Source organism: Vibrio diazotrophicus, from assembly GCF_038452265.1.
In the GTDB taxonomy this organism is placed as follows: domain Bacteria; phylum Pseudomonadota; class Gammaproteobacteria; order Enterobacterales; family Vibrionaceae; genus Vibrio; species Vibrio diazotrophicus.
Window position 1 is genome coordinate 1428438 of record NZ_CP151842.1, and the last position, 14358, is coordinate 1442795.

At 49.1% G+C, this 14358-nt stretch carries 10 protein-coding genes; 8 read left to right on the forward strand and 2 right to left on the reverse strand.

The genetic code is table 11. From position 1 onward, the window contains the following. Nucleotides 1-2 precede the first annotated feature (2 nt). The gene (locus AAGA51_RS06510; protein WP_042488652.1) at nt 3-989 is read left to right on the forward strand and encodes an ABC transporter ATP-binding protein; all 987 of its coding nucleotides are present in this window, start codon (nt 3-5) and stop codon (nt 987-989) included. A gap of 62 nt (nt 990-1051) precedes the next feature. Beyond that, entirely contained in the window at nt 1052-4501 is a 3450-nt protein-coding gene (locus AAGA51_RS06515) for a hypothetical protein (protein ID WP_042488649.1), read from the forward strand. A 236-nt stretch (nt 4502-4737) separates the two neighbouring features. Here AAGA51_RS06515 and AAGA51_RS06520 read toward each other — a convergent pair whose 3' ends face one another. Next, on the reverse strand, nt 4738-5748 hold the full coding sequence (locus tag AAGA51_RS06520; protein ID WP_042488645.1) for a LacI family DNA-binding transcriptional regulator: 1011 nt from the start codon (nt 5746-5748) through the stop codon (nt 4738-4740). Between the two features lie 451 nt (nt 5749-6199). On the opposite strand from AAGA51_RS06520, the gene AAGA51_RS06525 reads away from it, so the two are divergent. The 5 genes from AAGA51_RS06525 (at nt 6200) to AAGA51_RS06545 (ending at nt 10304) form a co-directional block, all read left to right on the forward strand. Further along, a complete protein-coding gene (locus AAGA51_RS06525) occupies nt 6200-6349 on the forward strand; it encodes a hypothetical protein (RefSeq protein ID WP_167828617.1) in 150 nt (49 codons plus the stop codon). A gap of 50 nt (nt 6350-6399) precedes the next feature. Then, complete coding sequence (locus AAGA51_RS06530) at nt 6400-6654, forward strand: hypothetical protein (protein ID WP_255209408.1); 255 nt, start codon at nt 6400-6402, stop codon at nt 6652-6654. Then, nucleotides 6645-6977 (forward strand): hypothetical protein, encoded by a 333-nt coding sequence (locus tag AAGA51_RS06535; RefSeq protein WP_255209407.1) that lies wholly within the window; start codon nt 6645-6647, stop codon nt 6975-6977. Before AAGA51_RS06530 ends, AAGA51_RS06535 begins: the two co-directional genes overlap by 10 nt. Before the next feature lie 94 nt (nt 6978-7071). Then, complete coding sequence (locus tag AAGA51_RS06540) at nt 7072-8673, forward strand: glycoside hydrolase family 16 protein (protein ID WP_042488643.1); 1602 nt, start codon at nt 7072-7074, stop codon at nt 8671-8673. 347 nt (nt 8674-9020) lie between these two features. Continuing rightward, nucleotides 9021-10304, forward strand: a complete 1284-nt coding sequence (locus AAGA51_RS06545; protein WP_042488640.1) for a carbohydrate porin — start codon at nt 9021-9023, stop codon at nt 10302-10304. A gap of 22 nt (nt 10305-10326) precedes the next feature. On the opposite strand, the gene AAGA51_RS06550 is transcribed toward AAGA51_RS06545, so the two are convergent. After that, nucleotides 10327-11310 carry a helix-turn-helix domain-containing protein gene (locus AAGA51_RS06550; protein WP_255209406.1) on the reverse strand — a complete coding sequence of 328 codons (984 nt, stop codon included), beginning with the start codon at nt 11308-11310 and terminating at the stop codon, nt 10327-10329. A 111-nt stretch (nt 11311-11421) separates the two neighbouring features. On the opposite strand from AAGA51_RS06550, the gene AAGA51_RS06555 reads away from it, so the two are divergent. Continuing rightward, on the forward strand, nt 11422-14238 hold the full coding sequence (locus AAGA51_RS06555) for a glycoside hydrolase family 3 protein (protein ID WP_042488637.1): 2817 nt from the start codon (nt 11422-11424) through the stop codon (nt 14236-14238). Nucleotides 14239-14358 lie beyond the last annotated feature (120 nt).

A 14358-nucleotide genomic window follows, 5' to 3' on the forward strand; every position in this document is an offset into this window, starting at 1 on the left:
ACATGCAACAAGTAAACACACCTGAAGTGATTCTTTCGATTAAGAATTTGGTGAAAGATTTCCCGCTTGGCCAGTCGGTCAAAAGCAATCTCATGCGCGCGGTGAACGACGTATCGTTTGATCTGTGCAAAGGCGAAGCGCTGGCGATTGTGGGCGAATCCGGCTCGGGCAAAAGCACGGGGGCGCGTATTTTAACCCGCATCTACGATAAAACCGCTGGGGAAGTGACCTTTAAAGGCCAGCCGCTGGCTGATTACATTAAAGAAAATGGCGAGTTGGAATACGCGCGTCAGGTGCAGATGATTTTCCAAGATCCTTTTGGCTCACTCAACCCGGTTCACACCATTTACCACCACATTGCGCGCCCATTGCAGATTCATAAGCGCGCCGATAACGCCGCGATTCCTAAGTTGGTGTACGAGCTGTTGGAACTGGTGGGTTTGTCGCCAGCGAAAGAGACGGCGGAAAAATACCCGCACGAACTCAGTGGTGGCCAGCGTCAGCGCGTTGCGATTGCCCGTGCTATCGCCGTTGACCCTGAAGTGATTTTGGCCGATGAGCCTATCTCTATGCTGGATGTGTCTGTACGCCTAGGTATTTTGAACTTGATGGCGGATCTAAAAGATAAGCACGGCATCTCATTTATGTACATCACTCACGACATTGCAACGGCACGTTACTTCGCTGAAAAAACCGCAGTGATGTATGTTGGCCACATGGTGGAGTGGGGTGACAGCGACAGCGTGACGCAAAACCCGCAGCACCCGTATTCGCAACTGCTGCTCTCTGCCGTGCCAGAAGTAGGCAACTCTGGTAAACGCGAACTGCAGGCGAAAAAAGGTGAAATCCCACTGTGGAAGCCAAGCAGTGTGGGTTGCCCCTTTGCCGCCCGTTGCCTTAAAGCCACCGAGTTGTGTACGCGTTCTCTGCCTGAGCCGACACAAATTGCGGAAAACCACTTTGCGCGCTGCCATCACCTTGCTGGGTGATGGCCAGTTAACTTTTTAAAAAAGCGATAAAGAAAGCGATTTCTTTTTGTTGGAATGAAATTATGAAGCTAGAACATCAAAAAAATCAGAACGTTGAAGGCTCATTTGTCGATTTGCTCGGTGAGCGTTACTACAAAATTGCCAATGTTGACAAAATGGCCCCATTTTTCATTAGCGTGGTGTCCTCCAGCGACCATTGGCTGTTTATCTCATCAACAGGCAGTTTATCGGCGGGCCGCATTCGCCCTGAAAATGCTCTTTTCCCGTACAAGTCGGTGGATCATATTCATGAAAGCGCGGAAAACACCGGCTCGAAAACCATTGTTCGTGTGCAGCAAGATGGCCGCTGGGTACTGTGGGAACCGTTCAACCGTTTCCACGATGGCTTGTACCAAGTAGAGCGCAATCTCTACAAAAACAGCATAGGTGACAAAATCGTTTTTGAAGAGATTAACCACACGTTAAAACTGAAGTTCCAATACGCTTGGGCCAGCAGCGACGATTTTGGCTTTGTTCGCCGTGCGCAAATCAGTGATCTCTCTGACCAAGACCGTGAGCTGGATATTCTCGACGGATTGCAAAACCTGTTGCCATCGGGCGCGCCATTGGCAGCGTTACAAACGCGCAGTGCCTTAGTGGATGCATATAAGTGGAATGAACAAGTGGAAGGCACGTCACTGGCGCTCTACACCATGTACGCTAAGTTGAGTGATCGCGCAGAGCCTGCCGAATCACTGTTGGCGACCACGGTGTTTAGCATTGACAATGACAACGGTCAAATTCTTCTCAGCAGTGAACAGCTAGGTGCGTTCCGCTGTGGTGAGCCGATTGCCAACGAGCCACTGACACGTGGTGTGCGCGGTAGTTACTTGATCAACAAAACAATCAAGCTCCCTGCGGGGCAGAGTAAGCACTGGTTGATCGTTGCCGATATCGACAAAAACCATTGTGATGTGCGTGCCTTAGAGCAGCAGTTGGCGACGCCGGTCAAAGTGGAACAGCAGATCGAGGCGAGTATCGCGCGAAATCAGCAAGAGCTGATTGCTCTGATGTCGGGCGGGGATGCTTGGCAAGTGACCGCAGAGGAAACCACGTTTGTGCACCACTACGCTAATGTGCTGTTCAACAGCATGCGTGGCGGCGTGATTGAAAACAACTACCAACTCGAAAGGCAAGACGTACTGAAAACCATGCGCAAAACCAACCAACAAGTGGTGGCACGTCAGCAAACCTTCTTTGCCGATCTTCCGGCGAGCTTTACCCATGCTGAACTGGTTCGCCTGGCGAAGCTCACGGGTGACGCGCAGTTGGTACGTTTAAGCTATGAGTACTTGCCACTAACGTTTGGTCGTCGTCATGGCGATCCAAGCCGCCCTTGGAACCACTATGAAATCAAACTGAAAGATGAAAAAGGTGATCGTTTACTCTCTTACCAAGGTAACTGGCGCGATATTTTCCAAAACTGGGAAGCGCTGGCGTTGAGCTATCCGGGTTTCATCTCTTCATTCATGGCGAAGTTTGTTAACGCCTCGACCATGGATGGTTACAACCCATATCGTATCACCAAAGAGGGCATCGATTGGGAACTGCTGGAAGCGGATGATCCATGGAGCAACATCGGTTACTGGGGCGATCACCAGATCATCTACTTGTTGAAGTTCCTTGAGTTGGCGAAGAAATATCAACGTGAAGAGTTTAGCGAGTTGCTCACCAGTGATCTATATAGCTACGCCAATGTGCCTTACGAGCTGTGTGGCGTGGACAAGTTGTTCGCCAATCCAAAAGACACGGTGTCGTTTAACCACGAACTGCAAAAGCGTATCGAAGAAAGAGTGGCGAAGCTGGGCAGTGATGGCCGTTTGATCCTCGAAGGCGAAGACAGCGTTTACATGGTGAACTTGTGCGAAAAAGTGCTGGTGCCTTTGTTGTCGAAACTGAGCAATTTGGTGCTGGATGGCGGTATTTGGCTCAACACTCAACGTCCGGAATGGAACGATGCCAACAACGCGATTGTCGGTAATGGTCTCTCTATGGTTACTTTGTACTACATGCGTCGTTATGTGGCCTTCTTGCAGGGATTGATGAGCGAACTGCCATCATCTGTCTCGATGTCGAAAGAAGTGTTTGATTGGATGCTCTCCATCACCCGCATTCTGCAAGACGCGACCAAAGAGATCCGCCAAGGCACGGTGAATCGTCAAACACGCAAAGCGATGTTGACGCTGCTTGAAAAATCCGCCGACGAGTTCAGACAACGTGTTTACCGCATGAACGGTTTCTCTGGTAAAACCAAAGTGGAGAAAAGTGCGCTCGAGAAACTACTGGAAGCCAGCCTTGTGGTGCTCGATTCCAGCATCGAAAATAACTTGCGTGAAGATGGTTTGTACAACGCCTACAACATCCTGACTTACTCGGGTGAAAGCTTAAATATCGAAAATCTCTACCCAATGCTAGAAGGGCAAGTGGCGGTATTGAGCGCGGGTGTGCTCACACCAAAACAAGCTGTTAAGTTGTTGGATAAGCTGTTTAACAGCGATATGTACCGTGACGATCAGCAAAGCTTCATGCTCTACCCAGATCGCGAATTGCCAGCATTTGTTGCGCGCAACCGCATTGCGCCTGCACAAGTGGAAACCAACCGTGTGATCAGTGAAATGCTGGCCAAGGGCGATCAACGCATTGTGCAACGCGACATTCAAGGCGACTGCCATTTCCACGCGACGTTTGAAAACGTCGATGGACTGCGTAAAGCGGTCGCGCAAGTGAAAATGGACTACCCAGAGCTTAGCAAAGAACAATGGGACGAGCTCGATGCTCTTTATGAGCAGGTGTTTAACCACCGTGCGTTTACTGGCCGTTCTGGCACCATGTTTGGTTACGAAGGTTTGGGTTGTATCTACTGGCACATGGTCTCCAAACTGCTGCTGGCAGTACAAGAAAACTACCAGTTTGCGTTGGAACAAGATGCAAACAGCGAAGAAACCAAGCAGTTGGCACACTACTACTACCGCGTTCGTCAGGGCATTGGCTTTAACAAGACGCCGCAAAATTACGGTGCGTTTCCAACCGACCCGTACTCGCATACGCCAAAACACGCTGGCGCGCAGCAGCCAGGCATGACAGGCCAAGTCAAAGAAGAAGTGCTGACGCGTTTTGCCGAGCTGGGTATCAAAGTGAACGCGCAGCGCATTCGTATTGAGCCAACGCTATTGAGAAAGCAAGAGTTCCTCACTCAAGCAACCACCTTTAGCTGCTTAGATGTGTCTGGTGAGAAATGCATCTACGTAGTGGATGCCGGTGAGTTAGCTTTCACTTACTGTCAAGTTCCGTTTATCTATGAGCTCAGCGAGCAAGCACAAGGCCACATTGAAGTGATGATGCGTGACGACAGCGTGCAGTTGTTTGAGCAACTTGAGCTCGATGAACGCATCAGCCAAGCGATTTTCGCTCGCACAGGCGAGGTGGAGAAAGTGGTGGTGAGCTTGCCGGAATCGATGCTGTATAGCGGTTAATCACTAAGTACTAATGGCTAATCGTTAAGCTTTAAGCGCTTAACCAACTAGCCACTCAAACAGAAACATGGCCTCGTGGTTGAGGCCATGTGAGAGAAATAAAGAACCCCACCTTTTGGTGGGGTTCTTTATTTCCGTGTGTTAGCCACGAAAGTCAGCGCAAAAAACAGCGAGCAGAGTCAAGGCTTGGGGAGCTCACTACGGACTTCGCTGACAGAAAGGAAGGCGAGCTTGCTCTACTTGGCCTTCGACTGGTGTGGTTTTACCGAATCTCGCACAACCAGCTCTGGCGTTAGCTTGTGCTTTAATGGGTAACACTGCTTGTTGACCAAGGCCAATACCCCTTTGGCAGCTTCGCAGCCCATTTCCATCACAGGGAAGTTCACCGTGGTTAAGCGTGGGCGAATGTGCTGGCTGTGAGTATCATTATCAAAACCGACCACAGAAAGATCGTCGCCAATCGCCAATCCGCGTTCTGCGGCCACATCGTAAACCGCCAGAGCAATGTTGTCGTTTTGGCAGAAAATAGCGCTGATTTGTGGATCGCGATCGAGCAGACGACGCGCCGCCTCGTGGTTGCCTTGATGGTCAAAACGTCCTTCGACGATCAAACTCGCGTCATACGCAATACCAAATTCAGCCAAAGCGTTGCGATAACCTTGTAAGCGATCGCGGCTATCGACTTTGCTCAGTTGACCGGTGATGCACGCCACTTTCTTGTGGCCATGTTCCAACAGGTGCTTGGTGGCTAGATACCCACCAAGTTCGTTATCGATAAAAATGCAGTGATCGGCAATTTCTGGAATGTAGCGGTTCAACACAATCGTGGCATTTTGACGCTTAACCACGTCAATCAGTTCATCGTCAGAAAGGGTATCGGAATGGACAATCAAACCGTCCACCAGCTTTGAGCGCAGGAAGTTGATCGAATCTTGCTCTTTGGTGTGAGATTCCTGACCACTGGTGACGATCAAGTGAATGTTGTTTTGTCTTACCGTGTTTTCGGCATGGTGCATCAGTGGGCCATAAAACGGGCCGTCTAGCGAGCCTACCAACATGCCAATGCTGTTAGAACGACTGGATGCCAGCGCCTGTGCAAAGGCGTTCGGTTTATAGCCTAACTTTTCAATCGCCTCTAAGACTTTTTTTCGATTGGCTTCTTTCACCGTTGGGTGGCCGTTCAGGGCACGTGATACGGTGGATTGAGAGACATTCGCCAACTCGGATACTTCTTTAATGGTGATCAATGGAACTCTCCTTATATTGCCTTTTGAGTTCAATAGGACAGTGTACCTGTGTTCTGTTCCCTCACCTAGAACTCTGATGACGAAGATAACAAAACTCTGAACTACATAACGTCCTGTGAAAAGGGATGTTCACACTTTGAGCAATTTAACTGTGTTGGAGGGGATTATAATGTGAACTACGCACAAAGAAAGCGCTTGCTTGTTGGTGGTGCTCACGTTTTTCATCCTTATTTGTTTCTAAAATGGTTTTATCGACTGAGAACATTGCAAGCTATGGGGTTGTCAACTTTCTTGCCGTCTTTTAGCGAGAGCGCTCTGTCTTCTTGACCCGTTTTCTCGCTCTTTTTTTAAAACAAAAGAAAGCGCTATCTTTTACTTTTGTTCTAAGGACACTAAGAATGAATCTGATCAAAACATCATCAAGTACGCGTTACTGCTCGGTTTCTCTGGCTTGTTGGTCGCGTGTGGAAGTAACAGCAAAACAGAAGCATCCAGTGATAATGGAACGCCAAATGAGGTGATGCTTGCGCCTCAGCCAGTGCCTGAGAGCAACTACCCAACCGAACACTATGCTGATTATTGGGTAACGCCAATTGTCTAGCCATTTCTTATGGCGCATTCGACGGCATCTCTCGTGCTTGCTTAAACATCGTGAAAAGCCACGGAGGTGTGGAACAAAACGTATTGGACAACTCGCTCGCACCCAATGCCAAACCATTGGTTGATCAACAGTTTGACGCCTATCAATTAATTATGCTCGACAGTGCCTTTTTTCTTGGTGGCGAAGCGATTGCATGGGAAGGCACGGCCTGCCTTGCTGAAAAGTCGTGTGTGCTGACGCTTACTACGCCACAAACGGTGGGTACCGAGAAAGATAGGGCTGGGTTGCAGGCGTTGTGCTGGTAGGTCAAGCAGGTGTGAAGCTAAAAGGCTTTGAAAACGGTAGCCTATCGTTTGAGCTCAAAGGCACGACAGATCCGGCTCTTAACATCAGTTTTCAAACGGGTTTATGGGGGAACAACGATTGCCCTCAAACCATTAACTTTGTACCGTTTGGTCCAACATGCAGCGCCATTAGCACCGAATGGACGGCTTACACCATCCCAATGAGCGAGATGATCAAGTGTAACCCCGATTTTAGCGACGTTACCTCACTGTGCTACTTCAGTGGCACTGCCGACATTGATGGCGGTGTTGTGGAAATGCGCAATGTGGCCTTCAACAAATAATCGTTAATCCGCGACAAAAATGGCATAGCTTGTTTATCGTTCAGCGGATTTCACACTGACAACGCAGTCACGGGGTACCCCGTGCGGAGGAATCATGACATCGAACAACCGTAATAGTATTAACCAGCTTGCTTTGGCCGTTTCTCTTGGCTTATTAGCGGGTTGTAGCCAAACGGGTGACAGCTCATCCGGAACCGACTTAGTTCAAACCAAAAAGCCAGTGATGCTGCTAGATCAACCTACACCACCGAGTGCACAGTGGCAATTGGTGTGGGCCGATGAGTTTGATGGTGACAAAATCAACAAACGTAACTGGAGCCTAGAAGAAAACTGTTGGGGCGGTGGCAATAACGAGCAGCAGTGCTACACCAAACGTGCGCGTAATGCCTATGTAAAAGATGGCTATTTGCACATTGTGGCGCACAAAGAGAGCTACAGTGGGCCAGATAATCCAGAAGGCAAAGTTGGCGCCGGGGCTAATAAAACCCTGCCATTTACTTCGGCACGTCTGCGCTCTAAAGACAAGCGTGACCACAAATATGGCCGCTTTGAAATCCGCGCCAAATTGCCATCTGGGCAGGGAACGTGGCCAGCAATTTGGATGCTACCGACCGATAACAAATATGGCACTTGGGCGGCCTCTGGTGAAATCGACATCATGGAAGCGGTCAACCTGAAAGCGCAATCTGATGCGCCAGGAGCACAAGCGGGCGATGGTGAAAACCGCATATACGGCAGTCTGCACTATGGCAAAGCATGGCCAGATAACGTCTACAGTGGTCAAGGTGCTTCGCTGCCCAACAACATCAACCCAGCGGATGACTTCCACACCTATGCGATTGAGTGGGAAGAAGGGGAAATTCGTTGGTATGTCGACAACATTCACTACGCGATACAAACGCAAGATGAGTGGTACAACCAATATAAAGTCGATGACGCTTTGGTTAACGCCAAAGGCGCAGCACCGTTTGACGAACGTTTCCACCTGCTGCTCAACCTTGCTGTGGGCGGCTCTTGGTCGGCCAATGCCAACCAAAAAGGAATTGATAAATCGGACTTTCCAAAAACCATGCTGGTGGATTACGTGAGAGTGTATCGCTGCTCAGCAGATCGCTGGAAAGGCAAAGGCTGTGCGACTATCGGTGAGCAAGCGGTGAAGGTCAAAGGGCATCAAGCGCCTGCGATTTTGGCGCAAGATGACCGTTACGCCGATGGGACAAACTTAGATATTTTCTCTGAAAGTCTCAACAGTAACTTGGCGTATGGCAGTTACGATCCAATGGACATCGTTTCGCACCAAGAAGTGGCCGATGGTGATCACGGCCAAGTGCTGAAAATCACCAAGAAAAACGGCGCGGGTAACCTTTATTTCCGTTCACCCACGACTGACGTGAGCCATTGGTTAGAGAGTGGAGAGCTGATCTTTGATATCAAAGTGGAGTCGATGACTGACGGCAGTGAACTGATGGTGAAAATCGACAGTGGTTGGCCAAAAACCAGTGACATGACGGTGGCGTTGCCAGCGATGGGGCAATGGGGCGAAGTGCGCATCAAGCTGGCGGATTTACTCGCTCAGTCAAACCGCTTTGTTGCTGGCAATCAAGCGGATCCAACCATGATCAACAACTTATTGGTGTTTGAACCTACGGCTGCGATGACATTCAGTTTGGATAACATTCGTTTCGAAAAACGCTGATCAGTACGCACTCGATCGAGCTCGTGGTGAACATCACGGGCTTTTTCGTTTTTAAGGTAAAAAACGGCTTGAAAGTGTTTCTTCCATTCATTGATCAGTGAAATATCAAATTGTGATGAGTATCCGAGAAAGCGCTTTCTTTAATGAGGGTGATCACGGTTTTATCTTAGAAGATCCTTTTATACTTCTCTTGCACTGAACAAGGCGGTTGAAGCTGATATTTTATTAGCTTCATTGCATAGTTGAACGTGAATTATTGGTTTGCGTTCGCCATTGATGTTCAGTTTTTTATAAATAACAAAGAAAGCGCTTTCTCTTAAGGGCTAATGATGGAACATGGAGTTAATATGAAACTTTCTAAGCTTACCCTCGCTTGTCTAGTTGCGACTGCGGGTTTATCCGCAACGCCAGTTGTTCATGCTGAAAAATCTGATGGTTTTGAGTTCCACGGTTACTTCCGTGCGGGGGCTCTCTACAGCAAAAACGACGATTTCAAACGTTCAAAATTCCCAGCATCTAAAGAGCGCCTAGGTCGCTTGGGTATTGAATCGGACAACCATTTTGAGCTTGCGCTGCAAAAAAACTTTGAGAATGATGACGGTCAAAAAATCCGTATCAAGACGCGTGCCGGAGCAGACAACGCACAGTCTGAAGGTAAAAACCAGCTCAGTACGAGCGCAGATGCAGCAAACGGTAGTATTGGTATGGTGGAAACCTTTGTTGAGTTTGATGGTGTTAGCGATACGGGTACTATTTGGGGAGGGAAACGTTTTTACGGTAAAGACAACTATATCTTTATGACAGACTTCTTCTATACCGATATGTCCGGCACTGGTGTGGGTATTGAAGGTATTGAACTTGGCGGAAACAAATGGGATTTTGCGTATATCGCCAGTGATAACGCAGAAGATTCATTCTGGGCAACCAACTCGAACAACCCAATGCACTCGGTGCACGTAGGCGTTGATTTTGATGGTGTTGAACTGCACGCCATGGGTAAATATCTGCCAGACAACTTCGTCGATGGTACAGAATACGCTAGCAACGGTGTTGAGATGACCGCGATTGTTCATTCAGACAAAGTGTTTGGTCTATCTGACAAAGGCTTTACCAAGTACATCGCTCAGGCAGGTAAAGGCCTTGGCTCAGGTCAGCTACTTGGCGGCACGCTGACTACTTACAACGCATGGAAACCTGGCAATGGTTCGTTGGAAGGCCCTGCAAAAATGAAAAAAGTCGAAAGCGGTGATGTCTCTGCGCGTGCGTTGGTATGGGGGGGGTACTTCTTTGAAAATGGCGTGAGCATCTTCCACTCTATCCAAGGTCAATACAACGATCTCGATAACGGTGGCAAAGACAGCTGGGCATCGGCGATGATCCGTCCATCTTTCCCAGTAACACAAAACTTCGTTATCGCGACAGAAGCGGGCTTCCAGTACAACAAATGGGAAGATTCAAACGGTGTGGGTGACGATGCAACCAACTACAAACTGACGGTTGCGCCAACCATTATAGTCCCAACTGGTTTTGGCCCAGCACCTGAAATTCGTTTTCTAGCGACTTACCTAGATGGATCAATGCGTGACAAAGCAGACGTCCTTGTGGGTATCCAAGCAGACATGTGGTGGTAATCCACCTGTAGGGAGTGGTTCTTTAGGGGGATCGCCACTCCTGATTTTGCAACTGGCAAGTCGGGCTACACGGGAGAACTTGTTTTTGTTGCATGAATGCACACCACTGCCATTCATTATGCCGCTGACAACAGCGGCTTTTTTTTTGAGTCATGTATTGGCGTGGGCTTTGGCCAAATTTCTGCTTAAAGCACTTTGAAAAATAGTTGCTGTCATTGAATCCGCACCGTTCCGCTATTTGCTGAATCGAAACACTAGGGTCATTACTTAATAGATCACGTCCATAGTTGAGCTGCATTTCACGCAAGTAAAGATTGGGTGAGGTGTTGAGAAACTGCTTAAACAGCCGCTCGAGTTGTCGCTGGCTGACAAACGCCGCTTGGGCAATTTCTCCGCTGTGAAGGCAGGCATCGGTAAAGTGCTGTTCAATAAAAATTAACGCTCGGCTAAGTGCCAGTGTGGTTTTCGGCAGATCGTGCGTTTGTTGCTGGTACATGCGTGCAAGGATAATGACCAATTGCTGCATCAAACTGGTGAGCATGGTTTCAAAGCCGTTTTCCCCTTGTTGGTATTCAATCCGAATCGCGTCAATCAACCGCACTATTTGCGGCAGTTGCCTGCTATCAAGCGTGAGTTTAGCCCGATATTCACCGGTTTGGCGGGCAATCGGTTCGACCTTAAACATCGCCTGATAGCCCGACAACATCCTCAATGAGGGCGTTTCGAAAAAGGGCGTGCCTGCTTCAAACATCAAGTTAATGATTTCCAACTGCTCAACATCTTGAAAGGCGTGCTCAATGTCACCGTTAATCACAAACACATCCCCCGTTCTGAGGGGATAAACGTGCGATGCCACGACATGATTGCCTTTGCCACTGACGACCAAAAACAGCTCAGAAAAGTCGTGTTTGTGCAGGCCAAAATCACTGTGATGGTGGCCATCAACGCAAGCAAATTTTACATGCGGATATCGCAGATGCTCCTGCAGTTGATAAATGACGTTCATGTCGTTATTTTCCTTTTATTGGTCGGTATGTTGGTAGAAATACGCACTTGGCAAGCTTACACTGAAGCTCATTCAATGAGAATGCCAAAAGCAAAATAAAGCGATAGAGCGATGAGAAATCCAGCGATAGACAAAGCGCAGCAAGAACTGGTGTCGGTGAGCCGTAAAGCGGCGACAGAAGGCATCGTCTTGCTAAAAAATGACGACCAAGCCCTTCCTATTCAGCCATCAGAGGTGGTTTCTCTGTTTGGCCGCTGTCAAGTGGATACCTACCGCAGTGGCACAGGGTCTGGCGGGGCGGTCAATGTGCCGTATGCCGTTAATGCACTGCAAGGGCTGCAATCCAATGCATCGTTTACGCTGAATCAGGCGCTGATCGCGACCTATCAAGCTTGGCTGTCGCATCATCCATTTGATGACGGCGGCGGTGGTTGGGCGGCTGAGCCGTGGTTTCAACATGAAATGCCATTGACCGATGAGGTGGTGGCACAGGCTGCGTTGCAGTCTGACAAAGCGATCGTGTTTATTGGTCGCACTGCCGGTGAAGATAAAGATTACGCCGATGAAGCAGGCAGCTACCGCTTAACCGAGCTGGAATCGGACATGCTAACCAAAGTGTGCCGTCACTTTACGGCGGTGATCGTGGTGATGAACGTGACCAATATTATCGATATGTCGTGGTTAACTGACCTTGAAAACCATCAATCGATCAAAGCAGTTCTCTACAGCTGGGCGGCGGGGATGGAAGGGGGCCACGCGCTGGCCGATGTGCTCTCTGGCGCTGTTTCTCCCAGTGGTCGTTTGACCGACACCATTGCCTATCGTTTGCAAGATTACCCTTCATCTGCCCATTTTGGCCGCAAAGACTTCAACCCCTATGCTGAAGATATATACGTCGGCTATCGATACTTTGAAACCTTTGCCCCAGAGGAGGTGCAGTTTGAGTTTGGTGCTGGGTTATCTTACACCCAATTTGAACGCCGTTTGGTTCAGTGCTCTGTTGACGTAGCCGATGCTGGCGGCGATCTCAGCAATGCCAACGCGCTGACGTTTGATATTGAGGTTCGTAATGTAGGCCAACAATTTAGCAGCAAAGAAGTAGTGCAGGTCTATGTGGAAGCGCCGCAAGGAAAACTCGGTAAACCCGCACGTGTGCTGTGTGGTTTTGATAAAAGCGGTGAAATTGCACCGAATGGCCGTGAAAGAGTGAAAATTACCGTGCCTTTATGGGCCTTGGCTTCCTTTGACGACAGCGGTGTGACAGGGTACAAAAACAGTTATGTGTTGGAAGCGGGTGAATACCGTTTCTACCTTGGGGGGAGCGTACGCCAAGCCGAGCTGGTTGATGCCGTGTGGCAACTCGACCAACTGCGGGTGCTAGAAACCCTTTCAGAAGCCTGTGCCCCAACGCGTGAGTTTGAACGCCTAGTGCCAGCCGAGCGCCAAGCCAATGGCGTCTATAAAACTAGGTATCAGCCTGTGCCACTGCGTACGGTGGAGCTGGCGCAACGAATTGAAGCCAACTTGCCGCCAACCTATGCTTTTACGGGCGATCAAGGGATTAAGTTGGTCGATGTTGCAAAAGGACACGCTGATTTAGAAGCCTTCATTGCCCAACTGACGCCAGCGCAATTGGCGACTCTTGTTCGTGGAGAAGGCATGTGCAGCCCGAAAGTGACACCGGGCACTGCGGCTGCATTTGGCGGGGTGTGTGATTCGCTATTTGGACTGGGCATTCCGGCGGCCGCGGCGGCCGATGGTCCGTCGGGGATTCGCATGGACAGCGGTCATCAAGCGACGCAAGTACCGATTGGAACGCTGCTTGCCTGCACGTGGAACTCGGCGCTCAATCAGCTACTGTATTATCTGGTTGGCCAAGAATTGCAAGCTTACCAAATCGATACGTTACTTGGCCCAGGCATCAATATTCATCGCCATCCACTCAATGGCCGTAATTTCGAATATTTCTCCGAAGATCCGTTATTAACGGGTTGGATCGCGGCTGCGCAAACCACAGGTTTAAAACAAGCGGGCGTTTCTGGCACCATCAAACACTTCGCAGCGAACGATCAAGAAACCGCACGAATGGATGTAGATAGCGTGATGTCACAGCGCGCGCTGCGTGAAATCCACATCAAACCGTTTGAAATGACGGTGAAGTATGGTCAGGCGTCTACCATCATGACCGCTTACAATCCGATCAACGGTCATTGGGCGGCTTCCAACTATGATCTGAATACCACCATCTTGCGTGGTGAATGGGGTTACACTGGCATTGTGATGACCGACTGGTGGGCCAAAATGAATCACCCCGTTGACGGAGGTGAAGAGAGTAAGCGCTTCACTGGCTACATGCTACGAGCGCAAAATGATCTCTACATGGTAGTGGAAAACGAAGCAGCCGAGCGTAACCCGATGGAAGATGACTCCTTGCAGGCGCTCGCGCAAGGTGAGTTAACGTTGGGCGAATTGCAGCGCAGTGCGATGAACATCTGCCGTTTTATTTTGAATGCACCAGTTATGCAAAGACCGTTGCAGGCGTATCATGCGGTGAAAGCTTTTGCGCCACTTTCGGCTCAGGCGCGCCACGCAGTGCCTGAAACGGCACCAATCTGCTTTGCGGATCAAACCATTGAACTCAACAGCCAAGAATCCATCCAATGTTTGTTGCAGGTAGAAAACAGCGGTACTTACCTTTGTTTTGCTCAGATGGCCTATGATCGAGAAGCTCTGGCGCAATCTTCTTGCAGTTTGAGCATCAATGGTGAATTTGCTATGTCACTGCCCATCAACGGTAACAACGGCAAGACTACCATGGTTCAAGGGCGAGCTATCTATCTGCCATCTGGTGTTTATTGGTTAGAATGTCAGTTCGTTAAAAAAGGCGCAGAGTTACAAACCTTATGTTTTGAGAAACAAGTGGAATAGGTGCGAACAATTTTCGTCAAATTTAGCTGTGAATTTTGTGTGTCCTTTTTGGGGTATGAGTATGTATGGAGCATTAGTAGTATGTACCCTTAGTGAATTTGGTTAAGTATTAGTTCATTT

What these genes read in the sequence shown, in the direction of transcription:
- AAGA51_RS06510 (WP_042488652.1), top strand. Translation starts at nt 3, where the DNA reads ATGCAACAAGTAAACACACCTGAAGTGATTCTTTCGATTAAGAATTTG.
- AAGA51_RS06515 (WP_042488649.1), top strand. Translation starts at nt 1,052, where the DNA reads ATGAAGCTAGAACATCAAAAAAATCAGAACGTTGAAGGCTCATTTGTC.
- AAGA51_RS06540 (WP_042488643.1), top strand. Translation starts at nt 7,072, where the DNA reads ATGACATCGAACAACCGTAATAGTATTAACCAGCTTGCTTTGGCCGTT.
- AAGA51_RS06545 (WP_042488640.1), top strand. Translation starts at nt 9,021, where the DNA reads ATGAAACTTTCTAAGCTTACCCTCGCTTGTCTAGTTGCGACTGCGGGT.
- AAGA51_RS06550 (WP_255209406.1), bottom strand. Translation starts at nt 11,310, where the DNA reads ATGAACGTCATTTATCAACTGCAGGAGCATCTGCGATATCCGCATGTA.
- AAGA51_RS06555 (WP_042488637.1), top strand. Translation starts at nt 11,422, where the DNA reads ATGAGAAATCCAGCGATAGACAAAGCGCAGCAAGAACTGGTGTCGGTG.